The 21,088-nt window shown below is 72.1% G+C and carries 17 protein-coding genes; 11 read left to right on the top strand and 6 right to left on the bottom strand.

The window, feature by feature from the left end; all coding sequences use genetic code 11:
- The first annotated feature begins 69 nt into the window (after positions 1–69).
- From AC3YO9_RS11450 to mshC, 3 genes are all read left to right on the top strand, one after another.
- Positions 70–1,440: a sigma 54-interacting transcriptional regulator gene (locus AC3YO9_RS11450; protein WP_489983473.1), complete on the top strand. Its 1,371-nt coding sequence runs from the start codon at positions 70–72 to the stop codon at positions 1,438–1,440.
- Positions 1,437–3,392 (top strand): VWA domain-containing protein, encoded by a 1,956-nt coding sequence (locus AC3YO9_RS11445; protein ID WP_127782904.1) that lies wholly within the window; start codon positions 1,437–1,439, stop codon positions 3,390–3,392. The genes AC3YO9_RS11450 and AC3YO9_RS11445 overlap by 4 nt, the downstream gene beginning before the upstream one ends.
- A gap of 87 nt (positions 3,393–3,479) precedes the next feature.
- A complete protein-coding gene (mshC, locus tag AC3YO9_RS11440; protein WP_489983225.1) occupies positions 3,480–4,721 on the top strand; it encodes a cysteine--1-D-myo-inosityl 2-amino-2-deoxy-alpha-D-glucopyranoside ligase in 1,242 nt (413 codons plus the stop codon).
- A gap of 24 nt (positions 4,722–4,745) precedes the next feature.
- Here mshC and AC3YO9_RS11435 read toward each other — a convergent pair whose 3' ends face one another.
- Positions 4,746–5,621 carry a PAC2 family protein gene (locus AC3YO9_RS11435; protein ID WP_164860704.1) on the bottom strand — a complete coding sequence of 292 codons (876 nt, stop codon included), beginning with the start codon at positions 5,619–5,621 and terminating at the stop codon, positions 4,746–4,748.
- Positions 5,622–5,666: 45 nt separating this feature from the next.
- Between AC3YO9_RS11435 and metH the strand changes: the two genes are divergently transcribed.
- Positions 5,667–9,242: a methionine synthase gene (gene metH, locus AC3YO9_RS11430; protein ID WP_489983224.1), complete on the top strand. Its 3,576-nt coding sequence runs from the start codon at positions 5,667–5,669 to the stop codon at positions 9,240–9,242.
- Here the strand turns inward: metH and AC3YO9_RS11425 are convergent, their stop codons facing one another.
- Positions 9,243–10,109 carry a helix-turn-helix transcriptional regulator gene (locus AC3YO9_RS11425; protein ID WP_489983223.1) on the bottom strand — a complete coding sequence of 289 codons (867 nt, stop codon included), beginning with the start codon at positions 10,107–10,109 and terminating at the stop codon, positions 9,243–9,245.
- Positions 10,110–10,335: 226 nt separating this feature from the next.
- Between AC3YO9_RS11425 and AC3YO9_RS11420 the strand changes: the two genes are divergently transcribed.
- The 4 genes from AC3YO9_RS11420 to hisG all read left to right on the top strand — a co-directional run bounded on the left by AC3YO9_RS11420 (position 10,336) and on the right by hisG (position 13,451).
- Positions 10,336–11,457: an MFS transporter gene (locus AC3YO9_RS11420; RefSeq protein ID WP_489983222.1), complete on the top strand. Its 1,122-nt coding sequence runs from the start codon at positions 10,336–10,338 to the stop codon at positions 11,455–11,457.
- 128 nt (positions 11,458–11,585) lie between these two features.
- On the top strand, positions 11,586–12,272 hold the full coding sequence (locus tag AC3YO9_RS11415; protein WP_277601722.1) for an HAD family hydrolase: 687 nt from the start codon (positions 11,586–11,588) through the stop codon (positions 12,270–12,272).
- Positions 12,269–12,532: a phosphoribosyl-ATP diphosphatase gene (locus AC3YO9_RS11410; protein WP_127782909.1), complete on the top strand. Its 264-nt coding sequence runs from the start codon at positions 12,269–12,271 to the stop codon at positions 12,530–12,532. The genes AC3YO9_RS11415 and AC3YO9_RS11410 overlap by 4 nt, the downstream gene beginning before the upstream one ends.
- A 70-nt stretch (positions 12,533–12,602) precedes the next feature.
- The gene (gene hisG / locus AC3YO9_RS11405) at positions 12,603–13,451 is read left to right on the top strand and encodes an ATP phosphoribosyltransferase (RefSeq protein ID WP_127782910.1); all 849 of its coding nucleotides are present in this window, start codon (positions 12,603–12,605) and stop codon (positions 13,449–13,451) included.
- A gap of 21 nt (positions 13,452–13,472) precedes the next feature.
- On the opposite strand, the gene AC3YO9_RS11400 is transcribed toward hisG, so the two are convergent.
- Positions 13,473–14,297, bottom strand: coding sequence for a thioesterase family protein (locus AC3YO9_RS11400; RefSeq protein ID WP_489983221.1), 825 nt, complete (start codon positions 14,295–14,297; stop codon positions 13,473–13,475).
- Positions 14,294–15,301, bottom strand: coding sequence for a RecB family exonuclease (locus AC3YO9_RS11395; RefSeq protein ID WP_489983220.1), 1,008 nt, complete (start codon positions 15,299–15,301; stop codon positions 14,294–14,296). Before AC3YO9_RS11395 ends, AC3YO9_RS11400 begins: the two co-directional genes overlap by 4 nt.
- Before the next feature lie 92 nt (positions 15,302–15,393).
- On the opposite strand from AC3YO9_RS11395, the gene AC3YO9_RS11390 reads away from it, so the two are divergent.
- The gene (locus tag AC3YO9_RS11390; RefSeq protein ID WP_127782913.1) at positions 15,394–16,218 is read left to right on the top strand and encodes a tRNA (adenine-N1)-methyltransferase; all 825 of its coding nucleotides are present in this window, start codon (positions 15,394–15,396) and stop codon (positions 16,216–16,218) included.
- A gap of 34 nt (positions 16,219–16,252) precedes the next feature.
- Here AC3YO9_RS11390 and AC3YO9_RS11385 read toward each other — a convergent pair whose 3' ends face one another.
- Both AC3YO9_RS11385 and AC3YO9_RS11380 read right to left on the bottom strand, forming a co-directional pair.
- Positions 16,253–17,308, bottom strand: a complete 1,056-nt coding sequence (locus AC3YO9_RS11385) for a hypothetical protein (protein ID WP_489983219.1) — start codon at positions 17,306–17,308, stop codon at positions 16,253–16,255.
- Positions 17,309–17,396: 88 nt separating this feature from the next.
- Complete coding sequence (locus AC3YO9_RS11380) at positions 17,397–17,981, bottom strand: hypothetical protein (RefSeq protein WP_489983218.1); 585 nt, start codon at positions 17,979–17,981, stop codon at positions 17,397–17,399.
- A 120-nt stretch (positions 17,982–18,101) separates the two neighbouring features.
- Here AC3YO9_RS11380 and arc point away from each other — a divergent pair, with 120 nt between their 5' ends.
- A complete protein-coding gene (gene arc / locus AC3YO9_RS11375; protein ID WP_127782916.1) occupies positions 18,102–19,784 on the top strand; it encodes a proteasome ATPase in 1,683 nt (560 codons plus the stop codon).
- Between the two features lie 33 nt (positions 19,785–19,817).
- Entirely contained in the window at positions 19,818–21,011 is a 1,194-nt protein-coding gene (locus AC3YO9_RS11370; protein ID WP_489983217.1) for a PGAP1-like alpha/beta domain-containing protein, read from the top strand.
- Positions 21,012–21,088: the final 77 nt, after the last annotated feature.

Raw genomic sequence — 21,088 nt, 5'->3', positions numbered from 1 at the left:
ATATCCGCGTGGCCTGATTCACTCCGCGCTCGTAGCGTTGTACCGGTGACCGACCTTGCGACCAACAGCATGCCCACCACCGTCGGCGCGCTCCGCGCCAGCAACCACGTCCAGCGGGGCGTGAAGGACGAGATCCGCCACAACCTGCTCACTGCCCTGCGGGAGGGCCGCGACCCGTGGCCGGGGGTCCTCGGCTTCGACGAGACCGTCCTGCCGCAGGTGGAGCGAGCCCTGCTCGCCGGCCACGACATGGTGGTCCTCGGCGAGCGCGGCCAGGGCAAGACCCGGCTGCTGCGCTCGCTGGTGGGGCTGCTCGACGAGTGGACCCCGGTGATCGCCGGCTCCGAGCTGGGCGAGCACCCCTACGAGCCCATCACCCCCGCCTCGCTGCGCCGGGTCGCCGAGCTGGGCGAGGACCTGCCCATCACCTGGCGCCACCGCAGCGAGCGCTACGCCGAGAAGCTCGCCACCCCCGACACCAGCGTCGGCGACCTCGTCGGTGACGTCGACCCGGTGAAGGTGGCCGAGGGCCGCAGCCTGGGCGACCCGGAGACCATCCACTACGGCCTCGTCCCGCGCAGCCATCGCGGCATCGTGGCCATCAACGAGCTGCCCGACCTCGCCGAGCGCATCCAGGTGTCGCTGCTCAACGTGATGGAGGAGCGCGACATCCAGGTGCGCGGCTACATCCTGCGGCTGCCGCTGGACGTGCTGCTGGTGGCCAGCGCCAACCCCGAGGACTACACCAACCGCGGCCGCATCATCACCCCGCTCAAGGACCGCTTCGGCGCCGAGATCCGCACGCACTACCCGCTGGAGCTCGATGACGAGGTAGCCGTGGTGGTGCAGGAGGCCGACCTGGTGGCCACCGTGCCCGACCACCTGCTGGAGATCCTGGCCCGCTTCACCCGCTACCTGCGGGAGTCCACCTCGGTGGACCAGCGCTCCGGCGTCTCCGCCCGCTTCTCCATCGCCGCCGCCGAGACCGTGGCGGCCGCGGCGCTGCGGCGCTCGGCGGTGCTGGGAGAGCAGACCCCGGTGGCCCGGGTGGTCGACCTGGGCACGGTGGTGGACGTGCTGCGCGGCAAGCTGGAGTTCGAGTCGGGTGAGGAGGGCCGGGAGACCGAGGTGCTCGAGCACCTGCTGCGCCGGGCCACCGCCGACACCGCCCGCGCCAACCTGGCCGGCATCGACCTCGGTGCGCTGGTGGGCGCGATCGACTCCGGCGCCGCGGTGGTCACCGGCGACGACGTCACCGCCGCGCAGCTGCTGGCCGGGCTGCCGCCGGTGGACGCGCTCAAGGAGGTGGACGAGCGCCTGGACGCCGACACCGACGGTGAGCGGGCCGCCGCCGCCGAGCTGGCCCTGGAGGGGCTCTACCTGGCGCGGCGCATCGCCAAGGACGCCGACGACCGGGGCCGGACGGTGTACCAGGCATGACGGCTCCCCGCGGCAGGCACCGCTTCGCCTACGGCCCCTACAGCGGTGGGCCCGACCCGTTGGCGCCCCCGGTGGACCTGCGGGAGGCGCTGGACGAGCTCGGCCAGGACGTCATGGAGGGCTCCTCGCCACGGTCGGCGGTGCGCGAGCTGATGCGCCGCGGGCTGCCGGGCCAGCGCGGGCTCGACCAGCTGGCGGCGCGGGCCAACCAGCGCCGCCGTGAGCTGCTCAAGCGCAACAACCTGGACGGCACACTGGCCGAGGTGCGTGAGCTGCTGGAGCGCGCCGTGCTCGAGGAGCGCAAGGAGCTGGCCCGCGCGCTGGACGACGACGCCCGCTTCGCCGAGCTGCAGATGGAGTCGCTCAGCCCCTCGCCCGCGGAGGCGGTGCGCGAGCTCAGCGACTACTCCTGGCGCAGCCCCCAGGCGCAGCAGGACTACGACAAGATCAAAGACCTGCTGGGCCGCGAGCTGCTGGAGGAGCGGTTCCAGGGGATGAAGCAGGCGCTGGAGGGGGCCACCGACGCCGACAAGCAGCGGGTCACCGAGATGCTCAAGGACCTCAACGACCTCCTCGCCGCGCACGCCCGCGGTGAGGACACCGACGAGCAGTTCGAGCAGTTCATGGCCGAGCACGGTGACTTCTTCCCGGAGGACCCGCAGGACGTGGAGGAGCTGCTGGACTCCCTGGCCCAGCGCGCCGCCGCGGCGCAGCGGATGCGCAACTCCATGACCCCGGAGCAACGGGCCGAGCTGGACGCCCTGGCGCAGCAGGCCTTCGGCAGCCCCGAGCTGGCCGACCAGCTGGCGCAGCTGGACGGCATGCTGCAGGCCGCCCGCCCCGGGGAGGACTGGCAGGGCAGCGAGGACTTCCGCGGCCAGCAGGGCATGGGACTGGGGGAGGCGACCCAGGCGATGGCCGACATCGGCGAGCTGGAGCAGCTGGCCGAGCAGCTCAGCCAGGCCTACCCGGGCGCCCGGATGGAGGACGTCGACCTGGACGCCCTGGAGCGCCAGCTGGGGGAGCAGGCCGTCACCGACGCCCGCACCCTGGCCGAGCTGGAGCGTGAGCTGCAGCGGCAGGGCCTGCTGGACCGGGCACCGGACGGCAGCTGGCGGCTCTCGCCCAAGGCCATGCGGCAGCTGGGCCAGTCGGCGCTGCGGGACGTGGCCGAGCAGCTCTCCGCCCGCCGCGGCGACCGGGAGACCCGGCGCGCCGGTGCCGCCGGCGAGCTCACCGGGGCCAGCCGGGCCTGGCAGTTCGGTGACACCGAGCCCTGGGACACCACCCGCACCGTGACCAACGCGGTGCTGCGCACGGCGGGGCACCCGCTGCCCGTGCGGCTGGACGTCAGCGACGTGGAGGTGGCCGAGACCGAGCAGCGCAGCCGTGCGGCGGTGGCGCTGCTGGTGGACACCTCCTGGTCGATGGTCTCCGAGGGCCGCTGGCTGCCGATGAAGCGGACCGCGCTGGCGCTGCACCACCTGGTGTCCACCCGCTTCCGCGGCGACGCCCTGCAGCTCATCGGCTTCGGCCGCCACGCGCGCACCCTCAGCGTGGCCGAGCTCACCGGCCTCGACGCGGTGTGGGAGCAGGGCACCAACCTGCACCACGCGCTCAAGCTGGCCGGGCTGCACCTGCGGCGACACCCCGGCACCCAGCCGGTGCTCATGGTGGTGACCGACGGCGAGCCCACCGCACACCTGGAGCGCGACGGCCGGGCGGTGTTCGACTACCCGCCGCTGGCGGAGACGCTGGGGCTGACGGTGCGTGAGCTGGACGCGGTGGCCAAGCTGGGCACCCAGGTCACCTTCTTCCGGCTGGGCAGCGAGCCACGCCTGGCGGCGGTGGTGGACCAGCTGGCGCGCCGCTCCGGTGGGCGCGTGGTGGCTCCGGACCTGGACGGGCTCGGCGCGGCGGTGGTGGCGGACTACCTCGGTCGCCGGCGCTGAGAGCTCCCGTGGCTCGGGGTGGCTGACGCCACGGACGCTCGCCCCTCCTGAACGGGACCCGCACACGCTCTGGGTAGGGTCGGTCTCATGCAGTCATGGCCGGCCCCGGCAGTTCCCAGCGTGCCCGGCGAGGGCCCCTCGATGCGCCTGTTCGACACCGCCGACCGCCAGGTGCGGCCGGTGGCACCCGGCCCCACCGCCACCATGTACGTCTGCGGGATCACCCCCTACGACGCCACCCACCTCGGCCACGCCGCCACCTACCTCACCTTCGACCTGGTGTACCGGTTGTGGCTGGACGCCGGGCACGAGGTGCACTACGTGCAGAACGTCACCGACGTCGACGACCCGCTGTTCGAGCGCGCCGCCCGCGACGGCGAGGACTGGGTGGAGCTCGGCCTGCGGGAGACGCAGCTCTTCCGCGAGGACATGGCGGCGCTGCGCATCCTGCCGCCGCGCGACTACATCGGTGCGGTGGAGTCCATCGGCGAGGTCACCGAGATCGTGGAGAAGCTGGTGGCCTCCGGGGCGGCGTACGTCGTCGACGACCCCGAGCACCCCGACGTCTACTTCCGGGCCGACGCCACCAAGCAGTTCGGCTACGAGTCCGGCTACGACCACGCCACCATGACCACCTACTTCGCCGAGCGCGGGGGAGATCCCGACCGTCCCGGCAAGCGCGACCCGCTGGACGCCGCCGTCTGGAGGGCCGTGCGCGACGGCGAGCCGTCCTGGCCCTCGGCGTTCGGCCCCGGCCGGCCTGGCTGGCACGTGGAGTGCGCCGCCATCGCGCTCAACCGCATCGGCGTCGGCTTCGACGTGCAGGGCGGCGGCAGCGACCTGATCTTCCCGCACCACGAGTTCTCCGCCGCCCACGCCGAGGCACTCACCGGCTGCGAGCGCTTCGCCCGCCACTACGTGCACGCCGGGATGATCGGCCTGGACGGGGAGAAGATGTCCAAGAGCCGCGGCAACCTGGTGCTGGTCTCCCGGCTGCGGGAGCAGGGCGTGGACCCGATGGCCATCCGCCTCGGCCTGCTCGACTCGCACTACCGCAGCGACCGCCAGTGGACCGACGCGGTGCTCACCGCGGCCACCGAGCGGCTGGCCCGCTGGCGCGAGGCGGCGGCCCTGGACGCCGGTCCCGACGCCACCGACACCATCGCCCGGGTGCGCCAGTACCTCGCCGACGACCTGGACACCCCGCGGGCGCTGTCCGCCATCGACGACTGGGCGCGCCAGGCGCTGAACCGTCGCGGCACCGACGCCGCCGCGCCCGCAGCGCTGGCCGCCACGGTGGACGCGCTGCTCGGCGTGCAGCTGGTCTAGGGCCCGGATCCCGGGCGGTGCTGGCTAGGGCCCCGAGCCCGGGCCGCGCCGGCGCAGGTACCGCTCGAACTCCGCCGCGATGGCCTCCCCGTCGGTCTGCGACACGGCCTCGGACATGTCGGTCTCGGCGTCGCCACGCTCCTCCAGGGCGCGCACGTAGCCGATGACCTCCTCGTCCTCCTCGGCCATCTCGTTGACCGCACCCTCCCACTCGGCGGCCTGCTCGGGCAGCCCCACCAGCGGGACCTCCACGTCCAGCACCTCCTCCACCCGGTGCAGCAGCGCCAGGGTGGCCTTGGGGTTGGGCGGCTGGGCCACGTAGTGCGGCACCGCGGCCCAGAACGAGATGGCCGGCACCCCGGCGCGCACGCAGGCCTCCTGCAGCACCCCGGTGATGCCGGTCGGGCCCTCGTAGCGGGTCTGCTCCAGGTTGAACTGCTTGGCCGCAGCGGTGCTGTACGCCGAGCCGGTCACCGGCACGGGGCGGGTGTGGGCGGTGTCCGCCAGCAGCGCGCCCAGGGTGACCACCGTGCGCACCCCCAGCGTGTCGAAGACCTCGATGAGCTCCGCGCAGAACGCCCGCCAGCGCATGTTCGGCTCGATGCCGCGCAGCAGCACCACGTCACGGGCGGAGCCCGGTGGGCGGCACACCGTCAGCCGGGTGGCCGGCCACTGGATCTCCCGGGTCACCCCTTCCACCATGCGTACCGTGGGGCGGGTGACCTGGAAGTCGTAGTAGTCCTCGGAGTCCAGCTCCATCAGGGGGGTGGCGTCCCAGCAGAGCTCGAGGTGCTCCACCGCCCCGGTGGCTGCGTCCCCTGCGTCGTTCCAGCCCTCGAATGCCGCGACCAGTATCGGGTCCAGCAGACGGGGTGGCTCAGTCTGCGTCACACCGACCAGCCTACGACCCGGGCCCGACAAGGGGCTGCGACTAGGCTGGTAGTTATGCCTGCTTCTCCGTCTTCCCCTCTGCTCGAAGCCCTTCGCCAGCGCGTGCTCGTGGCCGACGGGGCGATGGGCACCATGCTCCAGGCCGCCGACCTGGACGTGGAGAAGGACTTCCTCGGTCTCGAGGGCTGCAACGAGATCCTCAACGACACCCGCCCGGACGTGCTGCGCGAGATCCACCGCGCCTACTTCGAGGCCGGTGCCGACCTGGTGGAGACCAACACCTTCGGCTGCAACCTGCCCAACCTGGCCGACTACGACATCGCCGACCGCATCCGCGAGCTCTCCCGCAAGGGCGTGGCCATCGCCCGCGAGGTCGCCGACGAGATGGGCCCCGGCCGTGACGGGATGCCCCGCTTCGTGCTCGGCTCGATGGGCCCGGGCACCAAGCTGCCCACCCTGGGCCACGCGCCCTTCGCCGACCTGCGTGACGCCTACCAGGAGGCCGCGCTGGGCATGGTCGAGGGCGGTGCGGACGCCATCCTCATCGAGACCTGCCAGGACCTGCTGCAGGTGAAGGCCGCGGTCATCGGCAGCAAGCGCGCCATGACCGAGCTGGACAAGGTCATCCCGATCATCTGCCACGTCACCGTGGAGACCACCGGCACCATGCTGCTGGGCAGCGAGATCGGCGCCGCCCTGGTGGCGCTGGAGCCGCTGGGCATCGACCTCATCGGCCTCAACTGCGCCACCGGCCCCGCCGAGATGAGCGAGCACCTGCGCCACCTGTCCAAGCACTCCCGGCTGCCCATCTCGGTGATGCCCAACGCCGGGCTGCCCCAGCTGGGCCCCAACGGCGCTGTCTACCCGCTGCAGCCCGACGAGCTCGCCGAGGCACTGGCCGGCTTCGTCCGCGAGTACGGCCTCGCCCTGGTGGGTGGCTGCTGCGGTACCACCCCCGAGCACATCCGCGCCGTGGTGGCCGCCATCTCGGCCATCCCCGACGACGAGCGCGGCGTGCGCAAGGTGCACCAGGAGCCCGGCGTCGCCTCGCTGTACTCCGCGGTGCCCTTCAAGCAGGACCTCAGCGTGCTCATGATCGGCGAGCGCACCAACGCCAACGGCTCCAAGGCCTTCCGCGAGGCGATGCTGGCCGGCGACCACCAGGCCTGCATCGAGATCGCCCGCGACCAGACCCGCGACGGCGCGCACGTGCTGGACCTGTGCATCGACTACGTGGGCCGCGACGGCACCGCCGACATGGCCGGGCTGGCCGCCAAGCTGGCCACCGCCTCCACCCTGCCGATCATGCTGGACTCCACCGAGCCTGCCGTGCTGCGGGCCGGGCTGGAGCACCTGGGTGGGCGCTGCGCCATCAACTCGGTGAACTACGAGGACGGCACCGGCACCGACTCGCGCTTCCACCAGGCGATGGAGCTGGTGGTGGAGCACGGCGCTGCCGTGGTGGTCACCTGCATCGACGAGGAGGGCCAGGCCCGCACCGCGGAGAACAAGGTGAAGATCGCCGACCGCATCATCGGCGACCTGGTCAACGAGTGGGGAATGCAGGAGAGCGACATCATCATCGATGCGCTGGTCTTCCCCATCACCACCGGCCAGGACGAGGTGCGCCGCGACGCGCTGGAGACCATCGCCGCCATCAAGGAGATCAAGCGCCAGCACCCCTCGGTGCAGACCACGCTGGGGCTGTCCAACGTCTCCTTCGGCCTCAACCCCGCCGCCCGCCAGGTGCTCAACTCGGTGTTCCTGCACGAGTGCACCGAGGCCGGCCTGGACACCGCGATCGTGCACGCCTCCAAGATCGTGCCGATGGCCCGCATTCCCGACGAGCAGCGCGCAGTGGCGCTGGACCTCGTCTACGACCGTCGCCGCGACGGCTACGACCCGCTGCAGAAGCTGATGGAGCTGTTCGAGGGCGTCTCCGCCGCCTCCGCGCGCGCGTCACGGGCCGAGGAGCTGGCCCAGCTGCCGCTGTTCGAGCGGCTGGAGCGGCGCATCATCGACGGCGAGCGCACCGGCCTGGAAGCCGACCTGGACGCCGGCATGCAGGAGCGCCCGCCGCTGGAGATCATCAACGACACCCTGCTCTCGGGCATGAAGACCGTGGGTGAGCTCTTCGGCTCCGGCCAGATGCAGCTGCCGTTCGTGCTCGCCTCCGCCGAGGTGATGAAGACCGCCGTGGCCCACCTGGAGCCGCACATGGAGGCCACCGACGAGGACGGCAAGGGCCGCATCGTGCTGGCCACCGTCAAGGGCGACGTGCACGACATCGGCAAGAACCTGGTGGACATCATCCTCACCAACAACGGCTACGACGTGGTCAACATCGGCATCAAGCAGCCGATCGCCGCCATCCTGGAGGCCGCGCTCACCGAGAAGGCCGACGTCATCGGCATGTCCGGCCTGCTGGTGAAGTCCACCGTGGTGATGAAGGAGAACCTGCAGGAGATGAACTCCCGCGGGGTCGCCAAGGACATCCCGGTGCTCCTCGGTGGTGCGGCGCTCACCCGCGCCTACGTCGAGGACGACCTGGCCGAGGTCTACGACGGCCACGTCACCTACGCCCGTGACGCCTTCGAGGGGCTGCGCTCGATGGACGCCATCATGAAGGCCAAGCGCAGCGGCGGGGAGCTGGGCGCGGTGAGCGAGGCCGAGCAGGCCAAGATCGACGAGCGCCGGGCCCGCCACGAGCGGTCCAAGCGCATCGCCGAGGCGCGCAAGGCCAGCGAGCCGGAGGTGGAGCTGCCCGCCCGCTCCGACGTGGCCGCCGACGTCGACGTGCCCACCCCGCCGTTCTGGGGCAGCCGGGTGGTCAAGGGCGTGCGGCTGGCGGAGTACTCCGGCCTGCTCGACGAGCGGGCGCTGTTCCTCGGCCAGTGGGGCCTCAAGGGCGCCCGCGGTGGCGACGGCCCCTCCTACGAGGAGCTGGTGGAGACCGAGGGCCGTCCGCGGCTGCGGCACTGGCTGGACCGGCTGAGCACCGACGGCATCCTCGCCCACGCCGCGCTGGTCTACGGCTACTTCCCGGTGGTCTCCGAGGGCGACTCGGTGATCGTGCTGGAGTCCCCGGAGCCCGACGCCGCGGAGCGCTTCCGGTTCACCTTCCCCCGCCAGCGCCGCGACCGGCACCTGTGCCTGGCCGACTTCTTCCGCACCCGTGAGCAGGCCCGCGAGCACGGGCAGGTGGACGTCATGCCGTTCCAGCTGGTCACCATGGGCCAGCCGATCGCCGACTACGCCAACGAGCTCTTCGCCAACAACGCCTACCGCGACTACCTGGAGGTGCACGGCATCGGCGTGCAGCTCACCGAGGCGCTGGCCGAGTACTGGCACCAGCGCGTGCGCGAGGAGCTGAAGATGCCCGACGGCCAGGCCGTGGCGGCGGAGGACCCCGAGGAGGTCCAGGAGTTCTTCCGCCTGGGCTACCGCGGCGCCCGCTACTCGCTGGGCTACGGAGCGTGCCCGGACCTGGAGGACCGCGCCAAGATCATGGAGCTGCTGGAGCCCAGCCGCATCGGGGTCGAGCTGTCCGAGGAGCTGCAGCTGCACCCGGAGCAGTCCACCGACGCCTTCGTGCTGCACCACCCGGAGGCCAAGTACTTCAACGCCTGATCAGCCGCGGTTCGGCTGCTGGACCGCTTCGTGGCTCCGCTGGGCGTGGGGAAGCCCCGCGGACGCCAGGAGCGACAGCTTGTCTGCGTCGCTGGAGCCGGCCTCGGGGTGGTAGACGACGAGGTGGACACCGTCAGCGCCGTCGATGCTCAGCCGTTCGCGGTGCAGGACCAGCTCGCCGACCTGCGGGTGGTGGAACCGGACGGCCGTCCCACGCTGGCCGCGGACCTCGTGGCGCGCCCACAGCTGGCGGAACGTGGGGCTGGCCAGCGAGAGCTCGCCGGTGAGCTCGATGAAGCGGGGGTCGTCGATGTCCGTGCCCACGGCCTGCCGCAGGTTCGCGATGAAGCACTCCGTCATGGCTAGCCAGTCCGGGTAGTACCCCTGCTGGGCCGGGTCCAGGAAGAAGTCCCGGAGCTGGTTGCCTCCCACGGCGAGTCCCGGGGACAGGGCGACGGCGAGATCGTTGGTGGCCAGGATGTCGAAGTACCGCCCCTCGATGAAGGCGGGCTGGACGAGGGAGTCCAGCAGCGTGAGCGCGCCGCGCGGGACGGTCTCCTTGCGCGGTCTGGGTCTGCGCCTGCGGGGGACGTCGGCGACGAGCGTCAGCAGGTGCGCCAGGTGCTCGTCGTCGAGCTGCAGCACCCGGGCGATCGACTCCAGCACCTGCGTCGACGGGTGACGATCTCGGCCTCGTTCCAGGCGCAGGTAGTAGTCCGCGCTGATGCCGGCGAGCATCGCCACCTCCTCGCGCCGCAGACCGGGCACGCGCCGCACCCCCACCTCGGGGATGCCTGCCTGCTTCGGCGTCACCAGCGCTCGCCGGGCACTCAGGAAGGCGCCCAGGGCGTTCGACTTCTCCGTCATGTCGTGAGCGTAGGTCGAGGGACACCGCAGTGCGGGGGTCCTGCCGCACCCCCCGCTCGTCAGGGCTCTGGGTGGGCCCGACGGGCGCCCCTAGCGTCGGTGAACGCCGGCTCAGGCCACCTGGCCGAGCACCGGCGTCGACCACGACCGAGGGGATCTAGCCTTGACCAGCACGACCACACCAACCGATGTGTCGGCCCCGGACGTCCCGGCTTCCTGGGGTGGCGTGGCTTCCCTGGGCCTGGGGATCTTCGCCATCGTCATGTCGGAGTTCTTGCCGGCGAGCCTGCTTCCTCGGATCGCCGAGGACCTGGCCGTGTCGGCTGGCGCAGCGGGCCAGACGGTGACCGTGACCGCGTTCGCCGCCGCACTCTCCGCACTGCTCATCGCGGTGGTGCTGCCGCGTGCCGACCGGCGGCGGGTGATGATCGGTCTCACGCTGCTCGCCATCGTCTCCAACCTGCTCGTCGTGCTGGCGCCGAACCTGTACGTGCTCCTGGCGGCGCGGCTGCTGCTCGGTGTGGCGCTCGGCGGGTTCTGGGCGATGGCCACCGCGATGGCCGCGCACCTGGTGCCCCCAGACCATCTCGGTCGTGCGCTCACGGTGGTCAACTCCGGTGTCGCAGTAGCCACCGTCGCCGCAGTTCCGCTCGGGGCCTGGCTCGGCGACGTCTGGGGATGGCGGGGGGTGTTCCTGCTGGGCGCCGGCGTCGCGGCCGTGGCACTGGCGGTGCAGGCGGCGACGCTGCCCCACGTCACGCCCGCCGCCGGCGGTGGTCTGCGAGCACTCGGTACAGTCCTGCGCTCCAGCGTCGTGCTGGCAGGACTGTTCGCGATCCTGCTCGTCTTCAGCGGCCACTTCAGCGGGTTCACCTACATCCGGCCCGCCGCGGAGAGCATGTCGGGGATCGACGGCGGCAGCTTCGCCGTGCTGCTCCTCGTGTTCGGCGTGGCCAACTTCCTCGGCACGGCACTCGCCGGCCCACTGGCTGACCGGTCGCCGCGCACGGGGCTGTTCCTGTTCCCCGTGGTCCTGGGGGCCGGGATGATCGTCATGTTCACCACCGGCGGCTCGGTCGCGGCCCTGTTCGTCGCGGCCCTGTTGTGGGGCCTCGGCTTCGGCGGCATCCCGACGACCGTGCTCAGCTGGGGAGCCAGGACCGAGCCGGCGCACCTCGAGCAGGTCGGTGGCGTCATCGTGACGGTCTGCAACGTCGCCATCGCTGTCGGCGCGGCGGTGGGGGGTGTCCTCGTGGACGAGGTCGCGGCCGAGGTGCCCCTCCTCGTCGGCGGGGTCGTCGCCATCGTCGGGGCGCTGGTGCTCACCAGCCTGCGCCAGCGCAGCTGAGGGGAGATCTAGGATGGGACGTGGCACGACTAGTCACACCACGCTCTTCGGAGGGCATTCTGAGTACCGCGTTTTCTCGTGAACCTGCAGGTCAGCACCCGGAGGGGGGAAGTCGCCAGCCGCGGGCCGTGCTCTGGGACATGGACGGCACCCTGCTGGACTCCGAGCGGCTGTGGGACGTCGCGCTGCACGAGCTGGCCCGCGACCTGGGCGGCGAGCTCAGCCCCACCGCCCGCCGGGCCATGATCGGCTCCAGCACGGCGATGGCCATCGAGCTGATGTTCACCGACCTGGGCCTGCCGCTGGAGCAGCCGGCGATGGACGACGCCGCCACCTGGATGCTCACCCGCACCGGCGAGCTGTTCGCCGAGGCGCTGACGTGGCGCCCCGGCGCGGAGGAGACCTTGCACCTGGTGCAGCAGGCGGGAGTGCCGATGGCGCTGGTCACCAACACCGCCCGGATGCTGGCGGACAAGGCGCTGGCCACCATGGGCCCGGAGCGCTTCACCGTCACCGTCTGCGGCGACGAGGTGGCCCACGGCAAGCCCGCCCCGGACCCGTACCTGCGCGCCGCCGAGCTGCTCGGTCTGGAGCCGGGGGAGTGCCTGGTGGTGGAGGACTCGCCCACCGGCACGGCCGCAGCCGAGGCCGCGGGCTGCCCCGTGCTGGTGGTGCCCTGCGAGATCGAGGTGTCCGAGGGTCCCGGCCGGGTGCTGCGGGAGTCGCTGGAGGGCGTGACGTGGGCCGACCTCTGCGCGGCGTGGTCGGCGGGTGTCAGCCCGGTCGAGGCCTCGTGGGAGAATCGGCGCTCGTGAAGACCTTCGACACGCTGTTCGCCGAGCTCTCCGAGCGCGCAGCCACCCGCCCCGCCGGCTCCGGCACCGTTGCGGCCCTCGACGCCGGGGTGCATGCGCAGGGCAAGAAGGTGCTCGAGGAGGCCGGCGAGGTGTGGATCGCCGCCGAGCACGAGAGTGACGAGGCGCTGGCCGAGGAGATCTCTCAGCTCCTCTACTGGGCGCAGGTGCTGATGATCGGCCGCGGGCTCACCCTGGAGGACGTCTACCGCCATCTGTGACGGCCGGTCCGCCACCACGGCGGCCGCCGTCCCTCGGCCTGTTCGTCCCCCACCGCGTAAGGAACCACCCATGCTTCGTGTTGCCGTCCCCAACAAGGGCTCGCTGTCCGAGTCCGCCGCCGAGATGCTCAGCGAGGCCGGCTACCGGCGCCGCACCGACTCCCGCGACCTCACCGTGCTCGACCCCGCCAACCAGGTGGAGTTCTTCTTCCTGCGGCCCAAGGACATCGCCATCTACGTGGCCTCGGGTGAGCTCGACCTGGGCATCACCGGCCGCGACCTGGCGCTGGACTCTGGTGCCGCCGTGCAGGAGCGGGTGGCCCTGGGCTTCGGCCGCTCCAGCTTCCGCTACGCCGCACCGGCTGGCCGGGAGTGGAAGCCGGAGGACCTGGCCGGGCTGCGCATCGCCACCTCCTACCCGACGCTGGTGCACAACGACCTGGCTGCGCGCGGGCTGGAGGCCACCGTCATCCGCCTGGACGGTGCGGTGGAGATCTCCATCCAGCTGGGCGTGGCCGACGCCATCGCCGACGTGGTGGGCTCGGGCCGCACCCTGCGCCAGCACGACCTGGTGGCCTTCGGGGACGTGCTGTGCGCCTCGGAGGCGGTGCTCATCGAGCAGGCCGGCGCCCCCGCCGGGGACCGGGCCCGCGACCAGCTGGCCGCCCGCATCCAGGGTGTGGTGTTCGCCCAGCAGTACGTGATGCTCGACTACGACTGCCCGCGGGCGGTGCTCAACGAGGCGCTGCAGATCACCCCCGGCCTGGAGTCGCCCACGCTGTCGCCGATGGCCGACGAGGGCTGGATGGCGGTGCGGGCGATGGTGGCGCGCACCCAGTCGAACTCCGTGATGGACGAGCTGTCCGCGCTGGGTGTCAAGGCGATCCTGGCCTCGGACATCCGTTCCTGCCGCATGTGAGCCGGCTGGGCGCCCCCTGAGCTAGCGCGGGCGGACCAGCAGGATCTGCTCGGAGCGGCCCACCGGTCCGGCCTCGTCGTGCAGGGTGGCGGCGCACAGCCCCACGCCGTCCGGGCCGATGCTGGTGGTGGCGGAGACGCCGCTCCACTCGCCGACCGGCTGCCGGTACAGGTGCACGGTGAGGTCGGTGTTGAGGAAGGTCCACTTGCGCACGTCCAGCGGCGCGGCCATGCCGTTGGCGGAGTCGACCACTGCGAACAGTGACTCCAGCGGGTCGAGCTTCTCCCCGGCCACCAGCTGCACCCGGGGCCGTCCCCAGCCCGACCCCGGACCCGCCTCGGACAGGAAGCCGCTGATCCACGCCCACTCCACGGAGTCGAGGTAGCCGGGCACCCAGTAGGCGGGCGCCTGGTGCGTGCTGCCCTCGCCGGCCGGGGCGAGCGGCTCCTCGTGGCTGACCGCGACCGCGGTGGTGTCGGTGGTGGCCATCCGCCACGCGCTGGCGCGCACCACGGTGCGCTCGTCGCCGGCGTCGTCGGTGGCGGTGAGCTCGGCGGCGAGCAGCTCGACCTGCCGGCCGGGGCGCACCACCGAGGCGCGCACGGTGAGGTCCGCACGGGGCACCGGGCCCAGCACCTCGACGGTCACGCGGGTGAGCCGGGTGCCTGGCCGGGGCGCGCACCGCTGCAGCGCCCGCACCAGCAGCGCCGACGGTGGGCTCAGGTGCTGCATCTGCGCCGACCAGGGACCCACCGTGTGCTCGGTGGAGGCGAAGCGCTCCGCGCCGTCGGCGGCCCTGGGCAGCGGCAGGTAGTAGGCGGGGCTGGCCGACGCGCTCAGGCTCATCCCACGCGCTCCAGGAGGTTGGTCTCACCCGACGCCGGATCGCTCGGCCAGCCCGGGTAGGGCGGCGGGGTACCGCCGAAGGCGGGGCAGCGGGACTTGTGATCGCACCAGTCGCACAGCTTGCTGGGGTTGGGTCGGAAGTCACCGGTGGCACCGGCGGCCAGGATGGCCTGCCAGATGGCGGACAGCGTGCGCTCGAACCGGCGCAGCTCGTCCTCGTCGGGGCGGTACTGCAGCACCTGGCCGTCGGCGAGGTACATCAGCTTGAGCTGGGAGGGGACCACGCCGCGCAGCCGCCACAGCGCGACGGCGTAGAACTTCATCTGGAACATGGCGCGGCCCTCGCCGATCTCGCGCGGGGCGGCACCGGTCTTGTAGTCCACCACCCGCACCTGGCCGTCCGGCGCCACGTCGATCCGGTCCACGAACCCGCGCAGCAGCACCCCGTCGTCCAGCTCGATCTCCACCCGCAGCTCGCAGGACTCGGGCTCGAACCGAGTGGGGTCCTCCATGGTGAAGTACCGGGTGACCAGGGCCTGGGCGGCCTCGAGGAACTCCGGCAGCTCGTCGGCCCCGAACATCTGCGCCAGCTCGGGTGATTCCGCCACGGTGCGCTCCCACGCGGGGGCCACCAGGGTGCGCGCGTTGTCCAGGTGCCGCTGGTCGGCGGGCAGGCTGTAGAGCTGCTCCAGCGCGGCGTGCACCACGGTGCCCCGCACCTGTGCGGTGCTGGCCGTCTCCGGGAGGCGGTCGACCGCGCGGAAGCGGTACAGCAGCGGGCACTGCTTGAAGTCACCCGCCCGGGACGGGGACAGCGCGGGCCGGCGCCGCTCCCGCACCGGGGCCGCCTGCCCGGCCGCGGCGTCCACTGCGGCCTCCTCCACTGCGACCTGGTGCACTGCCGGCGGCCCGGCCTCGCCGTGCTCCGTCCCTGCCTGGGCGGCCGTGGGCACGGTCTCCCCGACGGCGGCCGACGGGGGCACTGACCCGGTCAAATTGCTCATGCTGGCACCCTAGGCGCTGGCCCCGACAACTTCGGGCCACCCTCACTCGAGCCAGCAACCAGCAACACGCAACCAGCAGGGAGTCCTACACGATGGCGCACAGCGGGCCGTTCCGCGTCGGCGACCGAGTCCAGCTCACCGACAGCAAGGGACGCCACTACACCATCGTCCTGGCCGAGGGTGGTGAGTACCACACCCACCGCGGTGCCGTGGCCCACGACGACCTCATCGGCACCCCCGAGGGCAGCGTGGTCAAGTCGGTGGCCGGCACCGCCTACCTGGCGCTGCGGCCGCTGCTCACCGACTACGTGCTGTCGATGCCGCGCGGCGCCCAGGTGATCTATCCCAAGGACGCCTCGCAGATCATCACCGAGGGCGACATGTTCCCCGGTGCGCGGGTGCTGGAGGCCGGGGCCGGCTCCGGCGCGCTCACCTGCTCGCTGCTGCGCGCGGTCGGCCCGGAGGGCAAGGTGATCTCCTACGAGGTGCGCGACGACCACGCCGTGCACGCGGTGCGCAACGTGGAGACCTTCTTCGGCGAGCGCCCCGCCAACTGGGACCTCACCGTGGCCGACGTCAACGAGTTCGACGGCGAGGTCGACCGGGTGGTGCTGGACATGCTCTCCCCGGAGCAGGTGCTGCCCAAGGTCAAGGACGTGCTGGTGCCGGGCGGGGTGCTGGTGGTCTACGTCGCCACGGTCACCCAGCTGTCCCGGGTCGTGGAGGCACTGCGGGAGCAGGAGTGCTGGACCGAGCCGTACTCCTGGGAGACCCTGGTGCGCGGCTGGCACGTGGTGGGACTGGCCGTGCGCCCGGAGCACCGCATGCAGGGCCACACCGCCTTCCTGGTGCGGGCCCGGCGCCTGGCGGAGGGCACCGTGACGCCGCGCCCACAGCGCCGCCCCAGCAAGGGCTAGCGCGGCAGGTGCTCGCCACCTCCGCGTGGACCGCTCAGTAGCTGTAGTCGCACGCGCGCCAGGCGCCGTTGACCAGCTGCACCTGGAAGGTGACCTGGGTGGCGGGCGGGCCGGTGCCCATCGTGTAGGCCCACACGTCCATGGTTCCGCTGGCGCCGTCGGCACTGACCCGGATGTTGTCCACCCGCTCGAGCACCGTGGGGTCGGGCTCGGTGGGCTGCAGGCTCAGCTCCTCGGCCAGGGGGCCACAGGTCAGCCGGGTGAGGCTGGCCTGGTCGGCGTCGCCGATCGCCGTCACCAGGGCCGCGCCGAGCGCACTGATCTGCGCGGTCTGCGAGGGGCTCGGCGACAGGCCCGGTGCAGCGGCACCGGGGGGGATGGTGAGGGCCGTGCCCGGCGGCACCGCGGTGGTGGTCGGCGGGACGGTTCTTGGCGGACCGGTTCTCGACGGGCCGGTGCTGAAGGTCGGCGGCCGGGACGGTGGCGTCGACGGGGCGGTGCTCGGTGGGACGCTCCGGCGGGTGGTGGTGGGCAGCGGGGGAAGCACCGTCACCCCGGTCACCGTGGGCGAGGGCGTGGCACTGCTGGTGTCGTCAGTCTGGGTGCCCAGGGCGAACACCGCCACCAGAGCGCCCAGCACCGCCACGACCACCACCACGAGGGTGAACGGTGACGGCGTGCGGTGCCCTGGCGGAGGCTGGGGAGGTTCCTGGCCGGGTCCGCCAGGACCGCCACCGTAGGAGCCCGGGCCGTACGAGGGCGGTCCGTACCCGGTGTCGTCGAGGGGCAGGTACCAGGTGGGGGCGTACCCCGGTGGCTGACCGCCCGGCCCGGCTCCCGGCGTGCCGGGCTCGGGCGGGCTGTACTCGGACGCGCGGTAGTCCGGCGCCCCGTAGACAGGTGTGCCGTAGACGGGTGTGCTGTAGTCCGGTGGCGGGTAGCCCGTCGGCGGCTGGTCCGGACTCGGGTGACTGGCGGTGGCATCGTCGTCGCCCGCTGGCGGCTGGTCGCCGAAGGGCCAGTACGGCGTGTCGTGACGCGGCTCCTGCCCGTGGCGGCCGTCCGGGTCGTCGTCGTGCGAACCCGTCATCCGCGAACCCTCTCGTCGCCGACCGTCCTCTCCGACCTCGGACGGTACGCCGCCACCGCGCCCCTCGCGTGGGGTTTCGAGCCGGCCCTCAGCGGGTCTTGCGCTCGCACGCCTGCCAGGTGTCGCCGCTCTTGGTGAGCACGAACTTCTCCGGCTTGGCCGGCGGGCCCTTGGACACCCGGTAGGCCCACACCGTCACCGCGGCGCTCGTGCGGTCGGTGGTCAGCCCGACGTCGGAGACCCGGACGAAGGTCGTCGGGGTGGCCCGTTGGTCATCCTGCCGGTTGTGCTGCTCGGCCAGGGAACCACACAGCAGGGTGCGCATCGCGGCGAAGTCACCGTCACTGATCGCCCGCACGAACGCGGTGCTGAAACGAGTGATCTGGTCCAGCTCGGCGGGGGTGGGCGCCTCGGTGAGCGCCGCCTCCGGCACCGTGGGGGTGGCTGCGGCCGACGACGTCGGAGTCGTGGCACGGGTGGTCGTCGCGCTGGGAGCCGTCGTGGGCGCCCGGGAGGTGCTGCTCGCGGCGGTGGAGGCGGCGGAGGTGGGCACGGTGGTGGTGGCCTGGGGCTCCGCCACGGCGGTGCCGTCCACGGTGCACGCCACCAGGCTCGTCCCGGCCGCCGCCAGGCACGCCGCGAGAGCCGCAACGTGCCAGGACCTTCGCGCCACGTGGGCCCCCTTCGCGTGTCCCGCCGCTGACCAGGGTGGACAGTACCGCGTGGTGGCCATCACTCGACCCCTGTCGACGCATCCTTGTAGCGTAGAAGTTCCCTACGCGAGGAGACGCCGGTGAGCACATCAGATCGGCCGGACACTACCGACGAGCAAGCGGGAGCACCCGAGGCCTCTGCTCGAAAGATCGATTCCCTGACCCAGCGCAACGCCAAGCTGCTCGAGATCCTCAAGGACGCCCGCCAACAGCTGCTGGTGCTGCAGGAGGAGGTGGACCGACTCGCGCAGCCCCCCAGTGGCTACGGCGTCTTCCTCGACGCCAACGACGACGACACGGTGGACGTGTTCACCTCGGGCCGGCGGATGCGGCTCGTGGTCTCCCCGGCACTGAGCATCAGCGACCTCAGCCGGGGCCAGACGGTGCGGCTGAACGAGGCCCTCACGGTGGTGCAGAGCACCGGCTTCGAGCGGGTCGGCGAGGTGTCGGCCCTGCGGGAGCTGCTCGACGGCGGCCAGCGTGCCCTGGTGGTGGGCCACGCCGACGAGGAGCGCGTGGTGTGGCTGGCCGACCCGCTGATCGCCGACCCGGACGACCCGGACCCGCTGGTCCTGCGTCCCGGTGACTCCCTGCTGGTGGACACCAAGGCCGGCTACGCCTACGAGCGGGTGCCCAAGGCCGAGGTCGAGGACCTGGTGCTGGAGGAGGTGCCCGACGTCGACTACTCCGACATCGGTGGCCTGGGCCGGCAGATCGACCAGATCCGGGACGCGGTGGAGCTGCCCTTCCTGCACGCCGAGCTGTTCAAGGAGTACGCGCTGCGCCCGCCCAAGGGGGTGCTGCTCTACGGCCCGCCCGGCTGCGGCAAGACCCTCATCGCCAAGGCGGTGGCCAACTCGTTGGCCAAGAAGATCGCCGAGGCGCGGGGCGACAACCCCCGCGAGGCCAAGTCGTTCTTCCTCAACATCAAGGGCCCCGAGCTGCTCAACAAGTTCGTCGGCGAGACCGAGCGGCACATCCGGGTGATCTTCCAGCGCGCCAGGGAGAAGGCCTCCGAGGGCACGCCGGTGATCGTGTTCTTCGACGAGATGGACTCCATCTTCCGCACCCGCGGGTCGGGAGTCTCCTCGGACGTGGAGACCACCATCGTCCCGCAGCTGCTCAGCGAGATCGACGGCGTGGAGGGCCTGGAGAACGTCATCGTCATCGGCGCCTCCAACCGCGAGGACATGATCGACCCGGCCATCCTGCGGCCCGGGCGCCTGGACGTGAAGATCAAGATCGAGCGGCCCGACGCGGAGTCGGCGGAGGACATCTTCTCCAAGTACCTCACCCCGGACCTGCCGATCAACGAGGAGGACCTCGCCGAGTTCGACGGCGACCGCCAGGCCTGCATCACCGGCATGATCCAGCGGGTGGTGGAGCGGATGTACAGCGAGACCGACGACAACCGGTTCCTCGAGGTCACCTACGCCAACGGCGACAAGGAGGTCCTGTACTTCAAGGACTTCAACTCCGGCGCGATGATCCAGAACATCGTCGACCGCTCCAAGAAGTACGCCATCAAGGAGGTGCTGGAGACCGGGGCCACCGGACTGCGGGTGCAGCACCTGCTCGACTCGATCGTGGACGAGTTCGCCGAGAACGAGGACCTGCCCAACACGACAAATCCCGACGACTGGGCGAGGATCTCCGGCAAGAAGGGCGAGCGCATCGTCTACATCCGCACGCTGGTCACCGGCAAGTCCGCCGGAGCCAGCCGGGCGATCGACACCGAGTCGAACACCGGGCAGTACCTCTAGGTCCCGGGGCGACTCCAGGCACCAGGGGGCCGCATGGGCGAGCAGGGCACACGAGCGACACCGACCAGGAACGAGGTCGGGGCCACCGCTCAGCTGCTCGCCCATGCGGTCGACGTGCTCAGCCGACCGGTGCAGGGCACGCACCGCACGATCGCCAACACCGTCTTCGCCGCGGTCGGTCCGTTCGGGCTGCCCGCGTGGCTGATGCACAACAGCATCGCCGCCCTGACCTACGCCGGGGTGCGCGCCGGTGCGCGGGCCACGGCCGGGATCGTGACCGCGGTCAGCGACCAGCTGCCCGCGGAGCGGGTGTCCCACGTCGTCACCGGCACGGCGGCCGGCTCGGTGCTGGTGGGCGCGGTCAACGGCCTGCTGGGTGACCAGCTGTTGGCCGACGGCAACCACCTGGCCGTGGAGCTGGGCCCGCACCACCAGCGCAAGGTCGTGGGGCTGGACACCGCGCTGCTCACCACCTCCTACACCACCGCCACCGGTCACCTCGCGGTGTTCGTGCACGGGCTGGGGGAGACCGAGCAGGCGTGGTGGTACCGCCACCAGGGCCGCGGCAGCCACGGTGAGCACCTCGCCGAGCTAGGCGTCACCCCGGTGGTGATGCGGTACAACACCGGCCGCTCGATCACCGAGAACGGCGCGCGCCTGGCCGGGCTGCTCGGCGAGCTGCTGCAGGCGTGGCCGGTGCCGGTGGAGCGCATCGACCTGGTCGGGCACTCCATGGGCGGGCTGGTGCTGCGCGAGGCGTGCCACCACGACGACGCGCAGACGTGGCTGGAGCGGGTGCGCACGGTCTGCTACCTGGGCACCCCGCACGAGGGAGCTCCGCTGGCCGACGGCGCACACCGGCTGGCGCGGGCGCTGAGCTGGTGGTGGGGCAGCCGCAGCTGGGGCGAGCTGATCGACGTGCGCAGCGTCGGCATCGACGACCTGCGTCGCGCCAACCGGCTGCCGCTGGTGCCGGGCGTGCGCCACGTGGGTGTCACCGCGACGCTGGCGGCGGACCCGCAGACCTGGTGGGCTGCGGCCGTGGGCGACGGACTGGTGCCGCTGCACAGCGCCCGCGGTCCGCTGGACGAGCTGCACGTGCTGCCCAGCACCGGCCACCTGGCACTGCTCACCGCACCGGAGGTGTCCGAGGTGCTGGCCGAGCTGGTGGTGTGGGACTCCGACCCCGACGAGGTGGACCGACACACCGAGGCCGAGCAGGTCTGAGGCCCGCGACGGACGGTCGGCAGCGGGTGTCCAGGCCGGTCACGTCCACTTGGTAGCGGTCACAGACGCTTTCGCGG

The sequence above is a fragment of the Rhodococcus sp. Z6_132 genome (genome assembly GCF_058133635.1).
The sequence above is the reverse complement of the archived record's forward strand: the minus strand, read 5'-3'. Positions and strand labels throughout refer to the sequence as shown.